Source organism: Desertivirga arenae (genome assembly GCF_017355785.1).
Lineage (GTDB): Bacteria > Bacteroidota > Bacteroidia > Sphingobacteriales > Sphingobacteriaceae > Desertivirga > Desertivirga arenae.
This window is the reverse complement of sequence record NZ_JAFEWE010000014.1, coordinates 22,612-37,500: the sequence shown is the minus strand read 5'-3', so window position 1 is coordinate 37,500 and position 14,889 is coordinate 22,612. Positions and strand designations below refer to the sequence as shown.

13 protein-coding genes are annotated in these 14,889 nt (G+C 40.2%); 4 read left to right on the top strand and 9 right to left on the bottom strand.

Annotation, left to right across the window (positions count from 1 at the left end; all coding sequences use genetic code 11):
* Positions 1-9: 9 nt before the first annotated feature.
* The gene (locus tag J4N24_RS20470; protein WP_207535595.1) at positions 10-2,181 is read left to right on the top strand and encodes a TonB-dependent receptor; all 2,172 of its coding nucleotides are present in this window, start codon (positions 10-12) and stop codon (positions 2,179-2,181) included.
* Between the two features lie 166 nt (positions 2,182-2,347).
* On the opposite strand, the gene J4N24_RS20465 is transcribed toward J4N24_RS20470, so the two are convergent.
* A complete protein-coding gene (locus tag J4N24_RS20465; RefSeq protein ID WP_207535594.1) occupies positions 2,348-2,680 on the bottom strand; it encodes a hypothetical protein in 333 nt (110 codons plus the stop codon).
* 100 nt (positions 2,681-2,780) lie between these two features.
* Between J4N24_RS20465 and J4N24_RS20460 the strand changes: the two genes are divergently transcribed.
* On the top strand, positions 2,781-2,933 hold the full coding sequence (locus J4N24_RS20460) for a hypothetical protein (RefSeq protein WP_207535593.1): 153 nt from the start codon (positions 2,781-2,783) through the stop codon (positions 2,931-2,933).
* Positions 2,934-2,956: 23 nt separating this feature from the next.
* Here J4N24_RS20460 and J4N24_RS20455 read toward each other — a convergent pair whose 3' ends face one another.
* The 7 genes from J4N24_RS20455 to J4N24_RS20425 form a co-directional block, all read right to left on the bottom strand.
* The gene (locus J4N24_RS20455) at positions 2,957-5,173 is read right to left on the bottom strand and encodes a monovalent cation:proton antiporter family protein (protein ID WP_207535592.1); all 2,217 of its coding nucleotides are present in this window, start codon (positions 5,171-5,173) and stop codon (positions 2,957-2,959) included.
* Between the two features lie 57 nt (positions 5,174-5,230).
* Positions 5,231-5,680 (bottom strand): hypothetical protein, encoded by a 450-nt coding sequence (locus J4N24_RS20450; protein ID WP_207535591.1) that lies wholly within the window; start codon positions 5,678-5,680, stop codon positions 5,231-5,233.
* Positions 5,681-5,762: 82 nt separating this feature from the next.
* Positions 5,763-6,134 carry a hypothetical protein gene (locus tag J4N24_RS20445; protein ID WP_207535590.1) on the bottom strand — a complete coding sequence of 124 codons (372 nt, stop codon included), beginning with the start codon at positions 6,132-6,134 and terminating at the stop codon, positions 5,763-5,765.
* 77 nt (positions 6,135-6,211) lie between these two features.
* Positions 6,212-7,708, bottom strand: a complete 1,497-nt coding sequence (locus tag J4N24_RS20440; RefSeq protein ID WP_207535589.1) for a porin family protein — start codon at positions 7,706-7,708, stop codon at positions 6,212-6,214.
* A 24-nt stretch (positions 7,709-7,732) separates the two neighbouring features.
* Entirely contained in the window at positions 7,733-9,067 is a 1,335-nt protein-coding gene (locus tag J4N24_RS20435) for a TonB-dependent receptor (RefSeq protein WP_207535588.1), read from the bottom strand.
* Between the two features lie 5 nt (positions 9,068-9,072).
* Entirely contained in the window at positions 9,073-10,338 is a 1,266-nt protein-coding gene (locus J4N24_RS20430; RefSeq protein WP_207535587.1) for a DUF4934 domain-containing protein, read from the bottom strand.
* 144 nt (positions 10,339-10,482) lie between these two features.
* Positions 10,483-12,828 carry an ATP-binding protein gene (locus J4N24_RS20425; RefSeq protein ID WP_207535586.1) on the bottom strand — a complete coding sequence of 782 codons (2,346 nt, stop codon included), beginning with the start codon at positions 12,826-12,828 and terminating at the stop codon, positions 10,483-10,485.
* A 225-nt stretch (positions 12,829-13,053) separates the two neighbouring features.
* Here J4N24_RS20425 and J4N24_RS20420 point away from each other — a divergent pair, with 225 nt between their 5' ends.
* Together J4N24_RS20420 and J4N24_RS20415 are read left to right on the top strand one after the other, a co-directional pair.
* A complete protein-coding gene (locus J4N24_RS20420) occupies positions 13,054-13,611 on the top strand; it encodes a YeeE/YedE family protein (RefSeq protein WP_207535585.1) in 558 nt (185 codons plus the stop codon).
* Between the two features lie 9 nt (positions 13,612-13,620).
* Positions 13,621-14,034 carry a DUF6691 family protein gene (locus J4N24_RS20415; RefSeq protein ID WP_207535584.1) on the top strand — a complete coding sequence of 138 codons (414 nt, stop codon included), beginning with the start codon at positions 13,621-13,623 and terminating at the stop codon, positions 14,032-14,034.
* 419 nt (positions 14,035-14,453) lie between these two features.
* On the opposite strand, the gene J4N24_RS20410 is transcribed toward J4N24_RS20415, so the two are convergent.
* The gene (locus J4N24_RS20410; protein WP_207535583.1) at positions 14,454-14,828 is read right to left on the bottom strand and encodes a winged helix-turn-helix transcriptional regulator; all 375 of its coding nucleotides are present in this window, start codon (positions 14,826-14,828) and stop codon (positions 14,454-14,456) included.
* Between the last annotated feature and the right edge of the window lie 61 nt (positions 14,829-14,889).

Genomic DNA, 14,889 nt, shown 5'->3' with positions numbered 1-14,889 from the left:
AAAAATTCAATGAAGAGACTATATATGCTTTTTGTTGCAATGGTGTTTGCTATAGCCGCTATTGCACAAAACAATATCAAAATAACACTTAAAAACGCCAAATCAGCAGAGCCGCTTACCGGAGCCACGGTTTCTATTCCAGCACTCAATAAAGTATCATTAACCGATAGTAACGGGGTAGCTTTATTCAGCAATATACCCAATGGAAATTACAAGGTGCTCTATCAATACATAGGTTATACTACAAAAGATGATAGCCTCTCATTTCCTGAAGCTGAAAATCGTGTGGTATTATTAAATGAAGCAGAAGGCGAGGAGCTGGATGAGGTGGTAGTTTCTACTACCCGTAGCAGTCGCACCATAGCCAACATTCCTACAAGGATTGAAGTAATAGCAGGCGAGGAGCTGGACGAGAAGGGAAATATGAAACCCGGAGACATCCGGATGATATTGAATGAAAGTACGGGGATACAAACGCAACAAACATCCGCTACCAGTGCAAATGCCTCTATTAGAATTCAGGGTCTTGACGGAAGATATACCCAGATCCTTAAGGATGGATTTCCCTTATATTCAGGAGCAGCAAGTGGACTTGGATTATTACAGACCCCTCCACTAGACCTCAAACAAGTCGAAGTAATAAAAGGCTCTGCTTCAACTTTATATGGAGGAGGGGCAATAGCAGGACTTGTAAATCTGGTTAGCAAAACACCCAAAGAAAAAAGGGAACTTAACTTCCACTTAAATGGTACAAGTGCTGGCGGACTGGATTTGAATGGATTTTATTCAGAAAAATATGGTAAAGCCGGGCTAACTCTTTTTACAGCAAGAAACAGCAACCGTGCATATGCTCCAGGTAATATAGATCTTACGGCTATTCCTGAATTCAGCCGTTATACCTTCAACCCGAAACTATTTCTCTTCTTTAACGGGAAAACTACTTTAAATTTTGGAATAAATTCGAGTTTTGAAGAGAGGACCGGGGGAGACCTTCATTACATCAAAGGAGATAACAATCCAAGTCACAGCTTTTTTGAGAAGAATAAGTCGGAACGTGTTTCCAGTCAGTTCTCATTAACCCACAAAATCGCCGCGCACACCGAATTGAATTTACGTAACAGCATCAGTTACTTTAATAGGAAGATCACCATTCCGACATATTCTTTTGAGGGTAACCAGTATGGAACATTCACTGAGTTAAACATTAGGAACAGCGGGGAACGATCTGAATGGATAGGCGGACTAAACCTTTGGACCGATCAATTCCAGGAAAAACAGGAAACAAGCGTTCCTTTACGTAATTATTCACAAACTACCTTTGGTGGATTTATTCAGAATAATATTCATGCTGCAGATTGGCTTGAAGTGGAAACTGGTTTAAGGACTGACTATATTGTTGATTATGGGTTTGCAGTTCTGCCAAGGGCCTCAGCTCTGATCAAGATTAATGATCAACTTAATTCTCGGATAGGAGGAGGCCTGGGTTATAAAGCACCAACCATTTTCACCGAGGAGAGTGAGCGCGTCCAATATCAGAATGTTTTACCGGTTTCAAGTAATACCAATAAGCTTGAAACAAGTTATGGACTCAACTGGGACATTAACTACCGCACCGCCTTTTTCCACGATCAACTTAGCTTCAGCATCAATCATTTATTCTTTTATACCTTCCTTAATAACCCATTAAGTTTGGAGAACAATGGATCAAGTCAGTATAGGTTCGACAACTTGCCAGGCCATATGGATAGCAGGGGCATGGAAACTAATGTAAAACTCAGTTACCAGGATCTTAAGTTGTTTTTAGGATACAGTCTCACCGATGCACAGATTCATGTTGGGAATATTTTACGTCAGAATCCTTTAACAGCTAAACATCGCTTAAATAATGTATTAATGTATGAAGTGGAAGATAAATGGAAGTTGGGTGCTGAAGCCTACTATTACAGCAAACAAAAGTTGAGTGATAGAACTACAGGTAAGCCCTATTGGATCTTTGGTTTTATGGCTGAAAAGTTATGGGAGCGCTTCTCTCTATATATCAACTTTGAAAATTTCACAGATACCCGTCAAACCCGTTTTGATAATATTTACAGTGGAAGTATATCCAATCCCATTTTCAAAGATATCTATGCTCCGCTGGATGGTTTCGTAGTGAATGGAGGATTAAAATTACGGCTTTAAAATAGATCCATATGATATTTATGTTAATGAAAGGTTATTCTTTTTTTAAATAAAATTTCCAATATTTGAATGCTTGTTCTTGAGAAACAAGCACTTCACAGGTTTTTTCGTGAAGTTTTTAGGTTTAGGTTAGCCTGCTGTCCCATACGGTAGGCTTTTTTTATACCTACAACCGTAAAAGTCCCTGTTTCTGTAACTCCCGGTCGCCATTCCGTATTCGCACCTTGAAATGATAGGACCGAAAGCTATACAGCACCATCCAGTCTTTAACAACATCACAAAGTTTCTTAACCAGCAGATCAGCATTCTTATCGAAGTTTTCTTTTTGAAAATACTTCCAATAGTTCACATTAACCGACTCTACATCAATAACAATGTAGCCTTTATCAAAGCTAATGCTCTTCTCCCGGTACCGTTCAACAATGCGTGTTTTCTCATTCCTGTTGAACCATTGTTTCAAGTACTCAATCAATAAAATAGAAAGATCATCCGGAACCATAAGTAAGAATTTAACGGTACAAATATTGCTAATATTTTTAGTATTACCAAGATTGATTTCTAACTTTGCGTCATGGTTTAACCCTTAATCAAAAGCTGTTATGTTATTTAAAGTATTATCAAAGGTGAGAGTTATTGCCACCGGACAAACTGGAATAGTTGCTTTTCCCTATCAGAAAGGGGAGAAGATTGTGGTCTGTATTGATAATGGGTGTGACAGGCTATTCGATGAAATGGAGCTGGAATACGTTTAACCCAGCTCCTTATACTAATAGCTTTAGTAAAACGAACTATTAATCTTATCGCGGTTACCCACTATCCAGATCAGATCCTTTTCATGCAAAATAAAAGAGCTATCCGGATTCAGTATCCGTTTACCTTCGCGTTCAACGGCTACCAGTAATCCTTGTGTTTGTTCCCTTACTGATGATTCCCGAATACTTTTATTACATAAAGGGGAGCGCGATGATAGTTGTAGCTTATGCAGCTGAATATTGTCCCTGTAATCGTATTGAGGATCCTCGTTTTCCTCTGTCTCCAAGAGATGCTTCAATGCCGCCAGTTCCTCATCTGTTCCAATTACCGTTAGTTTATCATAGGGGAATAAGCGTTCATCTTTTCCCGGAGTAGCAATCATTTTTTTCCCACGCTCTATCATCGCAATGTTAACTCCATACTTCTCTCGGATACCCAGCTCTACAAGTGTATGGCCACTAAAGGGAGAATTTGCAGAAACCTGCATAGTAGCAAGATGCGATTCCCATGGAATAATAGGAGCGGCCATCTGATTATCCCGGGCATTTAGATTCGAAACAAAACGATTTTCCAGCCTGCTGTAAAAGCCGTTTAACCTGGATGAGAAAATACTTAGAACAGCAACTACTACAATAGTTAAAATGATCACCGCAATGGTAGTCTCAAAAATACTGGTAAGCAAAATAGCAACAAATGTAATAGCCAGGGCTAAACGAATAAGTTCGAGTGCAACCAAAGGCCCTCGTGAATACTGCGTGTTTAACCATAAGTGAGAATAGGCTCTCTTTTCAACGCGCTTGGCCGCCAAACTCCATAAGAACGGAGCCATAAGAACCATGGATAGCGCAAATACAACTATTTTGGCTAATAAATCCGATTCGATATGCTTCAAAGCAAAAGGGAATACAAACCTGGAAACAAGAACTACAATTCCAATCAAGATAACCGATTGAATGAAGAAATTAACGCCATATGCTTTAAGTAAGATCTTCCAGTCGCTCGTTGTGGTGATCCCCTGTGTACTCGTACTGTAGTTGTTGATCAGCCTAATCCAGCTTTTAGGCATGTTTCGTTCCAATGCCCCGTGAAAAGAATTCGAAGCTTTAATCAAATAAGGTGTGGTGAAAGTTGTAATTGCAGAAACAGCAACGGCTATAGGGTAGAGAAAATCGCTGGTAACTTTCAAACTAAGTCCAAGGGTAGCAATTATAAAAGAAAATTCTCCGATCTGAGCTAAACTCATCCCCGTTTGTACCGATGTTTTCAAGGGCTGCCCTGACAGTAAAGCTCCAAGGGCAGAACTAAGAAATTTGCCACCTACAGTAACCACAGTGATCACCAGAATTGGTAGGGCATAATCTACAAGCACCTGCGGGTTGATCAACATTCCTACCGAAACAAAGAAAACTGCTGCAAACAGGTCTTTCACTGAAAGAGTAAGATGTTCAATCCTTTCTGCATAAACAGTCTCAGCTAGTATAGACCCCATAATAAAGGCACCCAGAGCAGGAGAGAAACCAGCTTTGGTTGCAAGAATGACCATTGCTAAACAGAGAGCCAGTGAAAGAATAAGCATCGTTTCATCGGTCATGAACCGGCTAACCCGCTTAAGCAGACTTGGGATAAGAAAGATTCCGGAGACGAACCATAGTACCAGGAAAAATCCCAATTTCAGAATGGACTCCAGCATCTCCATTCCTGCGAAGTTTTGACTTGCAGCAAGGGTAGTAAGCAATACCAGAAGCAAAATAGCTACCAGGTCTTCTACGATCAGTACTCCAAACACCAATCGGGCAAATTGTTTATGTTTTACCCCTAACTCATCAAAGGCCCGGATAATAATTGTGGTTGACGAAACAGAAAGGATACCTCCCAGAAAAATACTGTCCATAGTATTCCATCCCAAAAACTTTCCACTTAGAAACCCAAAAAGCAGCATAAAGACAACCTCCACTACAGCTGTGATAGATGCCGCTCCCCCCACTTTAATAAGCTTCTTAAAACTAAATTCGAGCCCAAGATTAAAGAGCAGAAATATTACACCAATCTCCGCCCAAATGCTGATACTTTCTTCCTCAGAAACTGTTGGGATAAAAGAAAAATGCGGCCCCACAAGAAAGCCTGCCAGAATGTACCCCAATACAAGGGGTTGTTTAATTCGTTTAAAAATTAGCGTAGTAATAGCGGCAGCACCAAGAATGAGTCCAAGGTCGGCTATTAATTGAGGTAAATGCACCATAGGCAATCGTTTTAAAGAGCGCCTTTCAATACTCGTTTAAAAGGCGCATCAATGTTATTAATTTAAAAATTGCTTTATCTCATTAGATATTTTTCTGAGTTCATTAAGATCGGAAGAAGCCTCTCTATGTGCCCTGTAAAGTGAAATATCACGTCTACGTCCTGACTCCTGATATATTAGTTTAATCTCAACCAGGCGGCCTCCTTCATTCTTTTCAGTTACAAGAACAGATTCAATGAATTTGTTATCCAGAATATAGGAAATAACTTCCTGTCCCTGCTCAACGACAATTATAACCTGTTGATTTTCAGTAAAGCCAAAAGCTTTGTCGCCTATAAATTTTTCGCGAAGAATAACAAAGCTTTCTTTTTCAGCTAAACTGGTTAAAGCTTTACTTAAAGTATTGATTTTATTCCTCTGACTTGATCTGGAGGCAATATATAAGGGTATAATAATGACAGATAGCATCCCGAATGCGATAGCCGCATTCAATAAAATTGAATTCATACTAATATGTGTGTGATCTATTAAAACTTAAAATTTCCCCTTAAAAGCAGGGGAGAAGGGATTATTTATATAAGTTTAAGATCTACCACAAGGAATGAAAAGGGTATAGTAAAAGCTGATGCTTTAAAAAGAAAAGATGAATTATTCTGAAATACCGGGCAGCCGGTAAGTAAAAATGAGTGAAATTGGAAATTAATTTGGTACCAAGTACAGCATCCTGAAATAAATTCTTGGCATTTTGCTCTTTCAGATTGAAATGAAGCCTGGGTGCATCACATAATAGGAACTTTCCATGATGCTTTGATTGTTCTTCAAAAGAGGAATAGCCTTTTTTGTAATTGGTAACCTTCTTCTCAACGATCTGGTGCGATTTAGAAATGTAAGCAAATGCAAGCCCCAGGAACGTAAAAAATAGTATGTTCCGGAAAGCAGCTTGTATCTGTTTAATTTCCATTATCGCAAAAGTAAGGGAATTAGCCCGATAAAATGTCTTTTGAAAAGCATGAAGCAAAAAAGGAGGCCGACCGCGACCTACTTTTTACCTCCATTCTTTCCGAATTGCCGCGGATAATAAGAGAATGTGGTCATAAAGTATTGCTGAAGAACATTCCTTCTTGCAAAGGTGAAACCGAGATCATTGCTACTATTGATAATACTCTTATTCTGCCTGAGCAGATCCAGGGCGGTAAACTTTAACTCTGCATTGTTTCCTTTCGTGAAGCGATAAATAGCACTGGCATTCCAGATATTATAGTTTACAGCAGGATTACGTACAATTCTATCACTTGCAAAGCTTACGCTCCGGCTATTGTTTAAACTGACATTACTATTCAGGGTAAACTTTTTTGTAACGTTATAGCTGCCGCTGAAAGTAGAAGTAAGATTAGTACCACGATAATCAGTCTGTAATGCGCGCTGCTTGCTTTGAGAGTAATTATAGGTTTCCCTTGTTTCAAAAGCTATCTTCCCCTTATAGGTATAGTTCAGGGAAATATTGCTGGTAGAATTCAGGTTATTGGAATAGTTGAAGGCCTCATTGACATATCCCGGGTTCTTACTGTAATTCACGAAGCTACTAAGTTGTATCTGTAGTGCATTCTGTTTCAATTTCAGCGATTTCCGGATATCTCCACCCAGGTTTGCAGATTGATATCCATCAATATTGGTCACATACACAATCCTCCTGTTTGATTCATCAACATAAGAGCTATCTGCAAAAGAATCGTTAACGAAATTCACTGAAGCATTGATATTGTAGTTCAACGTATTCTTTGAACGAAGGTCATTGTGGTAGAAATAAACGTTCAGATCTTTCACCTTTGCTTCCCTCAGGTTCAAGTTGCCGCGCTGCAACCTGTATACGTCAGCACTATCTGTAAGTGGAGCAAGCTGGTCAATATTAGGTATCCTGACGTCATTAGTGAATCGGATAGTGAAGTTATTACCATACTCACCAAATTGAGTTTTGTAATATTGAATAGAAGCCTCCGGAATAAAGTTACTGTAGTTACGGCTGATGTTTTGGAAGCTCTTATCAGATCTGTTGTTCTGGTAGATCAATTTATGTTTGGCTGCTACATGAAAAGAAAGGTTCCGGTAAAATCGATTGCTCAACTGCTTAGAATAATTTTTCTGTAAAGAGATAGCTGGAGCCTCACTGAAAGTATTGGTACGAAGATCATTCGTAAGATAAGTGTTAATGCTGCTATAGCCTTTACTTGTATTATCCCAATCCGCAACACGATTATCATTAGTAGTGCTAAGTAAGTTAGCCTCATTACTTAAACCAAAAGTTATATTCGCAAGTTTGCGGTCGCCAAATAACAATCGCTTCAGGTCTGGAAGTTCAATATGCAGCGTTTGATTAAATGTTGTACCATTATTATTGTACCTCCGGTTAAAATTGCTGCTGGCAGAAGGATTAACGTAAGATATAAATTCAGTTGTGTTTGTTCTCTCATTATCTGAATCTGAAACATTCATGTTGTATCTGGCATTAAAACTCCTGATCTTTCGTTTCGAACTCATGTAATTATTATAGTAATAGTCTGCTTAAAGAGACAAATTCCTATTAGCGAAATTATTCAAGCCCTCGCTTTGGTTAGTGCTCGTAACGTCATTCGATTGGTTCTGGGTGGTTCTGTCTGAGAAGTCACGTTCCTCGCCGTTATTATTAGAAAAGCGCTGTGAGATATTCAGCTGGGAATTCTGCTTTGAGCGGCTGAATCTCGAGTCAAATGTTTGATTGGTGTTAAGCGTATTGTTTGAACTATTAGTATTGGTAAAGATACTATTCCCTTCATTGGTGGTGGTAGCCGACAAGCTGTTAGAGATTACATCATGATCCCTATTCTGAATAAAATAATTAGCGGTCAGCTCACTTTTATTTTGGTAGGTAGGTTTCTCAATAAAGTTATAACTAAAGGTTCCCCCACCTGTATTAGTCCGGTTAATTCCGGTAGCTCTAAAATCGGGCTGATACTCTACGTTAATCCCCGTACCTTTGAAGGTACTATTAGCAGTAAGCGCACGTATGTCCCCTGCTATTTTATTCGTATTATTAGTAGCTCCAATAAAGCCCAGCTGCATCTTTGAGGAGAAGAAGTTTAAGCTACCATCACCCTCAAACCGCTCGTTAGTGCCATATCCGCCCCCGATCTTCCCAAAATGCCCCCGGTCTTTCGCTTTCTTTAGTTTCAGGTTCATGGTGAGGCTGCTATCTAAAGGATTACTCTGATCCTTCTGCGTGTTGTACACCTGGATCTTCTGAAGAGCGTTTTTAGAAATGTTCTGGGTGGCCATTTTCAAGTCCCCACCAAAAAATTCCTTTCCGTTCACCAGCAAACTCTTCACCTCACGGCCATTGACAGTGATCAAACCGTCACCCCAAAGAGTAATATTAGGAATCTTTCTGAGCAGATCTTCTACCACCGCATTACTGTCGAGCTTAAAGGCCGATGCATTAAACTCGAGCGTATCGCCATTCATCTGTACTGGCGGAACACCTACTACAACGTCTTTAAGCATAACTTCCCTGGGTTTTAAAACGAGCGTCTTAAGGTCAACGGCGGGTTGCGAAGTGCTGGTACTAAAACTTTTCCTTAGAAGGTTGTAAGAAATGTGGCTTACCTCAATATAATAGTTATTATTCAGGGGAAGGTTTTTGAAAACGAATTCGCCATAGGTATTGCTAAGGGAGTAATTTATAAGCGTACTATCAGCCATGTACAACGACACAGTTGCCGACTTTACACTGTACTTATGCACTGTATCCTGAAGTAAGCCTTTAACTGATCCAATGTTATTTGGATTTGCTTGTTGAGCATAGGATGGGAGGGTGCTGGCACTGACCATTAGCAGTAACAGCAGGTAAAATAAATTGCGCATTGTGATTATTGTTTTTTAGGCTTTAGCTGGATGATAACAGGATTACTTCTTCTATTCTGGGTTTTAAAATACTCCTGCAAAGCAGGGGAGAACTCTTTATTCTTATCGCCCAATTGTTCTTTGAAGGTAAACATGGCAAGAGATGAATAACTGGTATAGAAATAGTTATCCTTATACAACAAGAATCCATGGTTGGCAAAATCATAGAAGGCCGATGCGTCTGTAACAGGCAGGAAATGCGAAAGCGGATCGGGCTCCAGGTCTTGTATGGATAGCAGCTCAGTTGTTTTAAGGTTATAAATAAGAGCCTTCTTGTTTTCTCTATCCCAACTAAAACTTCGCATTTGGAAGTAAAGAAAGTCGCCGGTTTGATACACATTGTTCAGACTATAGAAGACCTTCTGATTATTCTGGAAGTACTCACTTCTTTTCTTAATATAATCAGGATTTGTCAACCAATCCTTCGGGAGGGAATTGTTTGCTGGAAAAAGTATGCGGTATGCCAGGGATAGCTTTCCAGGAGTAATTCTATGGATGTTATACTCATGCATGTTGATAAAGAAGAGCTCATTCTCTACTCCATAATTATATATCTTGGAATGGTCCCAAAACTCATCCATTTCATACCGTTTGATGGAATAAGGGAAATAGCAGAGGGTATCTTTTTTCCCTAAAATGGCAAATTCATAGTAGGTACTATCTTTACCATTCTTTTTTACGAATCCGGGCCGTACTGAAGTTTCCTTATCAGCCAGAGGATAGTTCTCGAAATACCTACTGTTTTTACTCAATTCCTTTTTAACTTGCTTACCTGCAAGGTCGAAATAGAATAAATACTTATTCGAATAAATAGCGATCACACTATCCTTATTTTCTTCAACGATCTTATAGCCATAGAACTCATTCTTAGTTTTATCATTCGCGTCTTTAGGGATTTTGCTGGCGTCTATCTTCCCTTTAAACTTGCCATCCCTGGCAAAGATTAGAACAGCTTTGGTATCATAATCGAATATAACGAACTGATTCTTTACTATCTGAAGTGTATAAACAGTTCCAAACAGGCTCTCCTTTGTAGTTTCGAGAGGGATGAAACGGACATCATCAAAAATTTGAGAAACTTTAGCACCCCGGGCTGTTTGCGGGTCGATCCTCAAGGTTTGCATGGTACTACTGTCTATTTTAGCCTGAGGGAAAACATAAGAACTAAGCAGACAAATAGAAAAAGCAACGAACAAGGCTGCGCGGTAAGGAAGATGGTTGAAAAAAATCATGACAGGCGCGTTAGATGTATGTAATAGGGCTATTTACTAATTTAGCAGCGCTAATATAATAATTAATTAAAAGTTCACAATCAGGAAGAGATTAATAAATTTAGGCCAAGGGAGGTAAAGTTAAAGGCGTCTGTATGAAATTATTTAATTGAGAGGCAAGCTGAAAAAGAAAGTGGACCCTTTGTCGACCTCACTTTCGACCCATATTCTGCCATTGTGCCTGCTAACGATCTCGGAAGAAAGATAGAGGCCGATGCCGAAGCCAGAGATGTATTCCGTACTGTTCATCTTTACCCGGTAGTACCGGTCGAAAAGTTTGTCCAGGTCTTTTTTCTCAATACCGATACCTTCGTCTTTCACACTCACAATTGCCTCATCGCCTTCCGTGCGACTTTCAACTTCAATGCTACCTCCTTTGGGAGAGTATTTAATGGCATTGCTGATCAGATTTGAAAGAACATGAGAAATCTTATCGGGGTCTGCCTTAACCTTTATGTCATCCCAGTTACGGAACCTTATCCTTTCTCTTTCCTGAATGGATAATAAGCTGTTGATCTCATCGAGGATCAGCCTGTTGAGATCCACTTCTTTAAGATCCAGGAATAGTTTGCCTGATTCAAGTCGTGAAAGGTTTAAAAAGCCGTAGATCATATTCTTCATCTTATCCACCTGTTTTTCCGACTTATCCAATGCCCAGATATAAAAAGGATCTGACTTTGTTCTTGCCTTCCTCGAGAGTAACTGAATATTCGCTTTGAGTGTTGTTAGGGGAGTCTTCAGCTCGTGACTCACCATCCCTATAAAATCATTCTTTCGTTGCTCGTCAAGTTTCTGACTGGTAATATCCAATACAGAGCCTATAAAACGAACAGCGGTATTGGTATCATCAAAAAATACTTTGCCTTTTGCACGCACCCATCTTACCTTACCGTCTTCGGCACCTACAGTGCGGTATTCAACATCGTAATCACCATCGGGTTTCTGCCGGGTAAACAGATCATCAATTAATGTCTGAACCCTGTCCCTATCCTCCTCGTGTAATCCCTTAACGAAGTCGACATTATAATTAACCTCATTATTATGTGATATACCAAAAAGCTCCCTACACCTGGCGTCCCATTCCATAGTGCCAGCGAGAAGGTCCATATCAAAAGTTCCAAGCTGAGCAGCCTGCTTTGATAAATTCGCTTGCTCATAAGCCTTCTCTAGTTCTTTTCTGGAACTTACCTGAGCAGTAATGTCATTAGCAGACACTATTATCCCTGCCACTTTACCTTGTTCGTCAAACAAAGCATCATAATAAAAACTAACATACTTTGTTAGTCTTCCTTCAGGTGTTTCCAGATAAAAAACCTCTTCCTCCTGACCATAGCTAAGCCCTGTGTCAAACACATTTTTTAATAATGCTGGAAAAGGCTGATCTTTAAGTTCTGGCAGAACCTGTAGCAGGGGCAGGCCTATAATATTTTCAAGGGACATTCCCCATAATTCAGCTAAGGGTTTGTTGGCAATTTGAATAATCCACTCATTACCCTGCAAAACCATTAAAGGATAATGGGCAGCCATGATCAGCGAATGCAACAACCTTTCGCTTTCTTCCACACGGCGGCGGGCAAGTACAAGTTCTGTTACCTCAATAGCCGACACAATAATACCTTCGACAGCTCCCTCAGGACCTTTTACCGGATAATTAATGATATTGAAGTAGCCATTTTCAAGGACACCATTCCGGCGAAGCAAGATTTCAATCTCCTTACCGTAATAGGGGAGGCCACTCTTATATACATGATCAAAAGCGGCAAGGTGACTCGTTCCTTCCAGTCCTGGTAGCACCTCTATAATCGGTCGTCCTATCACGTCTTCCGGGTTCCCCCAGATGCTTAGCATTTCTTTGTTAACCAGGTCTATAATAAAATCAGAGCCCGTAAGTAAGGTTATTGCGATGGGCGACTGCTCCACGAGATTCCTGAACTTCAATTCGCTGGCCTGAAGCTCTTTGTTACGGTCTGAGACCGTTTCCTCCAATTCAGTGTTTAGCTTCACCAGGTTCTCGCCCCGGTTTTCAATAGCCCTTTGCTTTAACACCTGTTCCGTGATATCGAGTGTTGTAGCCAGTAGGAACTCGGGTTGAGGGCTGTTCCCGCCCACAGGCATAATTTCCAACTGCCACCATTTTTCTTCCATCCCCTCATCGTACCGGGAAGACATGTCGTACCGGAAAGGAGGCATCAATACCGTTTTATTTGTTGTCTGCGCTTCTGTCAAGGCATCACGTAGCAAGTTTCCACCATCTCCTCCAGCCTCAGTTGGATCAAAGATCTCCCATACAGACTTACCGTCAATTTCCCGCCCTACCAGATTTGTAACGATTTTATGAGCATCGTTGCTAATAACAATAGTAAACAGGGGAGCATCTGCCTGGATGATAATACGAGGTACCGGAGAATTGAAGAGAGCCAGAAAAAGAGGGTCAGACAACAGATTTTTCATAGTGCGCCCCCTAAAATATACATTTTTTGTAAACTAGGGTATGCTAACGCGATTTTTGGATGAGGGAGCTGAGGTAACAATACTCCGGGTTATGATAAGCTCATAGTTATAAAGGCGAGTATAATGCGCTGAAAGAATCAGGAATATTTGAAAATAGCCCCTATGTTTGTTCCAGTGCAATAGTTTAACTTAAAATTCTCAACAATCAACTTATAACAGCAACTTATGCTTGAGTTACTTCGACAGCCATGGCCCTGGTATATATCGGGCGCAGCAATTGCTTTCATCATGGTATTACTCCTGTTTTTTGGCAAATCATTCGGTGTATCGGCAAACCTGAGCACCATGTGTACCATAGCCGGAGCGGGAAAAAGACTAGAATTATTCAACTTCGATTGGAAGACCGAAAAATGGAACTTGCTCTTCCTTTTTGGATCAGTGCTAGGGGGTGTAGTTGCCTCGACCTTATTCCAAAACAATGAGCCACTTCGACTGTCTGCAGCCACGATCGAAGATTTGAAAAGATTGGGAATAGTTTTCGACGGCGAACTGAATCCATCGCAGCTTTTCGGAGCAGAAGTGATGACATCGCCGAAAGGAATACTGGTACTACTTATTGGAGGTGCCCTGGTGGGATTTGGAGCTCGGTATGCAGGAGGATGTACCTCAGGGCATGCCATCAGTGGCCTTTCCAATATGCAGCTTCCTTCTTTGATAGCTGTGATCGGATTTTTTATAGGGGGAATGGTAATGACTCATTTACTATTGCCATTATTATTTTAAGTGAAGAAGATGAAAGGATTAAAATATATTCTAACCGGATTGGTCTTTGGCGTGATCATGGCTAAGTCTGAAGCAATTTCATGGTACCGAATTCAGGAGATGTTCCGCTTTCAAGCGTTCCATATGTATGGAATCATTGGAACGGCAGTTATACTCGGCGTGACAGCCGTAGCACTTATTAAAAAATTTCGCTTGAAAGATAGTAAGGGCAATCTAATTACTTTTCAGGATAAGGATAAAAGATGGCAGCGGTATCTTTTCGGAGGCATGATATTCGGACTCGGCTGGGCTTTAACGGGAGCCTGTCCCGGTCCTATGTTTGTTAATATTGGTTATGGCTACCTTGCAATGATCATCGTTGTAATCGGTGCACTTGTCGGCACGTATCTCTATGGGTTGATTAAAGACAAACTCCCTCACTAATACCGAAAACCATGTTAGCTATATTCGTTACCAAGTATTTTTAGACTTAAGATTTATAGGACGTGTTCAATAAGTATTCTATTGAGCAGGTAGTATCAGCACATCATGGCCTTGGGTTTAGAGATTTTAAGCACCATTTAGACGGAGGGTTATCATAATGGCTAAAAAATTGAAGCTGCTATTATCCCCAGCTAGTACCAATCCAAACGATCGGAGCAGAAAAGCCATCGTACACTTATGTCCCGGAAGAAATGCGGCTTGAATAATCGGTTCTGAATGTTCTAATTTGGCTTCCAATAACACTATCATTTTTCTGCTTACCAATTTTGCCGATGCCAGATTCTGACAGGTAACCAAATTACCATCAACAATACTTTTGGTAGACCAGGGTTCAGCAGCATGAACTATAATAAAAGAGGTTAAACCGGAACTTTAAATGCCGATTTCACTTTACTCCTGTGGTTTTGTCCCCAATTAGCCATCTCCCAAAGTATTGGCCTTAGAGTTTGTCCATATTCAGTTACGGCATATTCTACAGTTACCGGCTTAGTGTTTAACACAGTGCGGCTAATAAGGCCATTCACTTCTAACTCCTGCAGTTCTTTAGATAACATTTTAGAACCGATACCTTCTACTTCTCGTTGGAGGTCCATGAAACGTTTCGTCCCAAAATTTAAGCAAGCAATAATTGTAATCTTCCATTTTCCACTCAAGATATCCATTGTATCATGAATAGCTTTAAGCTGACTTGGACACTGCAGCGGCTTTTGATCAACAAACAATTTCTTTTTCATTCAACGTCTGTTTAGTTAGTATACCAAAGGAAACCACTTTCCAAAAGGAAACTCATATACA

Excerpts from the sequence above, each read along its gene's own strand:
- J4N24_RS20470 (WP_207535595.1), top strand. The coding sequence starts at position 10 with ATGAAGAGACTATATATGCTTTTTGTTGCAATGGTGTTTGCTATAGCC.
- J4N24_RS20465 (WP_207535594.1), bottom strand. The coding sequence starts at position 2,680 with ATGGTTCCGGATGATCTTTCTATTTTATTGATTGAGTACTTGAAACAA.
- J4N24_RS20460 (WP_207535593.1), top strand. The coding sequence starts at position 2,781 with ATGTTATTTAAAGTATTATCAAAGGTGAGAGTTATTGCCACCGGACAA.
- J4N24_RS20455 (WP_207535592.1), bottom strand. The coding sequence starts at position 5,173 with ATGGTGCATTTACCTCAATTAATAGCCGACCTTGGACTCATTCTTGGT.
- J4N24_RS20450 (WP_207535591.1), bottom strand. The coding sequence starts at position 5,680 with ATGAATTCAATTTTATTGAATGCGGCTATCGCATTCGGGATGCTATCT.
- J4N24_RS20445 (WP_207535590.1), bottom strand. The coding sequence starts at position 6,134 with ATGGAAATTAAACAGATACAAGCTGCTTTCCGGAACATACTATTTTTT.
- J4N24_RS20440 (WP_207535589.1), bottom strand. The coding sequence starts at position 7,708 with ATGAGTTCGAAACGAAAGATCAGGAGTTTTAATGCCAGATACAACATG.
- J4N24_RS20435 (WP_207535588.1), bottom strand. The coding sequence starts at position 9,067 with ATGCGCAATTTATTTTACCTGCTGTTACTGCTAATGGTCAGTGCCAGC.
- J4N24_RS20430 (WP_207535587.1), bottom strand. The coding sequence starts at position 10,338 with ATGATTTTTTTCAACCATCTTCCTTACCGCGCAGCCTTGTTCGTTGCT.
- J4N24_RS20425 (WP_207535586.1), bottom strand. The coding sequence starts at position 12,828 with ATGAAAAATCTGTTGTCTGACCCTCTTTTTCTGGCTCTCTTCAATTCT.
- J4N24_RS20420 (WP_207535585.1), top strand. The coding sequence starts at position 13,054 with ATGCTTGAGTTACTTCGACAGCCATGGCCCTGGTATATATCGGGCGCA.
- J4N24_RS20415 (WP_207535584.1), top strand. The coding sequence starts at position 13,621 with ATGAAAGGATTAAAATATATTCTAACCGGATTGGTCTTTGGCGTGATC.
- J4N24_RS20410 (WP_207535583.1), bottom strand. The coding sequence starts at position 14,828 with ATGAAAAAGAAATTGTTTGTTGATCAAAAGCCGCTGCAGTGTCCAAGT.